This window comes from Arhodomonas sp. KWT (assembly GCF_010993615.1).
The window spans coordinates 1-963 of the sequence record NZ_WNXE01000633.1 but is presented as its reverse complement, the minus strand read 5'-3'; the positions used below and the strand labels follow the sequence as shown (position 1 = coordinate 963).

The window sequence follows — 963 nt, the reverse complement described above, 5'->3', positions numbered from 1 at the left end:
ACGGGCAGGCCAGTGTCGCCGGGCAGGAACAATCGCCGCTCCCCGTCACCGAACAGGTGTGCCTTGCGCATCCCGGCGACGCGCCCGCCCGTCGCGTCGATGAGCTGGGCCGCGTTGTACACGCCGGCGGCGGAGCGCTCCGGGTAGCCGTAGAGGATGGCGAGCCCCGCCTCGCGGGCGATCGCCGCGATGCGCTCGGCGGACGGGCCGTCCGCCGGTTCCGCCAGGGACCAGGCGTCGGTGCCGATGTTGTAGCCGCTCAGCCACATCTCCGGGAGCACGAGCAGCGCGACGCCCTCCGCCGCCGCGCGCGCCGCGGTGCGCTCCAGATCGGCGATGTTCGCCGCGGGGTCGCCGGCGTTGCCGGCGGTCTGGTGTATCGCGAGCTTCATGTGGCGGCTCCCGCGGCCATTACCGGTCCATCGGCTCCCAGCGCCCGAGCAGGCGCGGGAGGTTCCCGAAGCGACCGATCAGTCCAAACACGAGGATGGCGATCATCACGAACATCACCGCCACCGCGGCCATCACCGGCGAGTAGCCGTAGCGCAGGGCGTTGAAGATCTTGATCGGGAGGGTCTCGACCGTGAAGCCGGCAACCATGTACGCGATGATGTACTCGTTCATGGAGAGCACGAAGGTGAACGCGTAACCCGATATGATGTAAGGGCGGACCAGTGGCAGGACCACGGTCAGGAAGGTCGTCTTCTCATCCGCGCCCATGGTGCGTGCGGCCTCCAGCATCTCCCGGTCCAGCGCCTCCAGGCCGAGGGAGATCGTCATCAGCGGCAGGGTCACCAGGAAGATCCCGTGGGCGATCACGACATTCTCGAACTGCCCGTAGTGGCCCAGCGCCGCCCAGAAGACCATGAAGCCCACCGCGGTGATCACCGGCGGCAGCATGAACGGCGCGATGCCGAGACCGTAGAGGATCTTCGCGTAGAGCAGGCGATGGCGCCAGAGCAC

2 protein-coding genes are annotated in these 963 nt (G+C 68.3%); both read right to left on the bottom strand.

The window, feature by feature from the left end; genetic code table 11:
- Positions 1 to 392: nitrilase-related carbon-nitrogen hydrolase (locus tag G7A99_RS21305; protein ID WP_305792353.1), on the bottom strand; the 392-nt coding region annotated here is incomplete at its 3' end.
- Between the two features lie 19 nt (positions 393 to 411).
- The coding region (locus tag G7A99_RS21300; RefSeq protein ID WP_163143919.1) for an ABC transporter permease at positions 412 to 963 on the bottom strand (552 nt) is incomplete at its 5' end.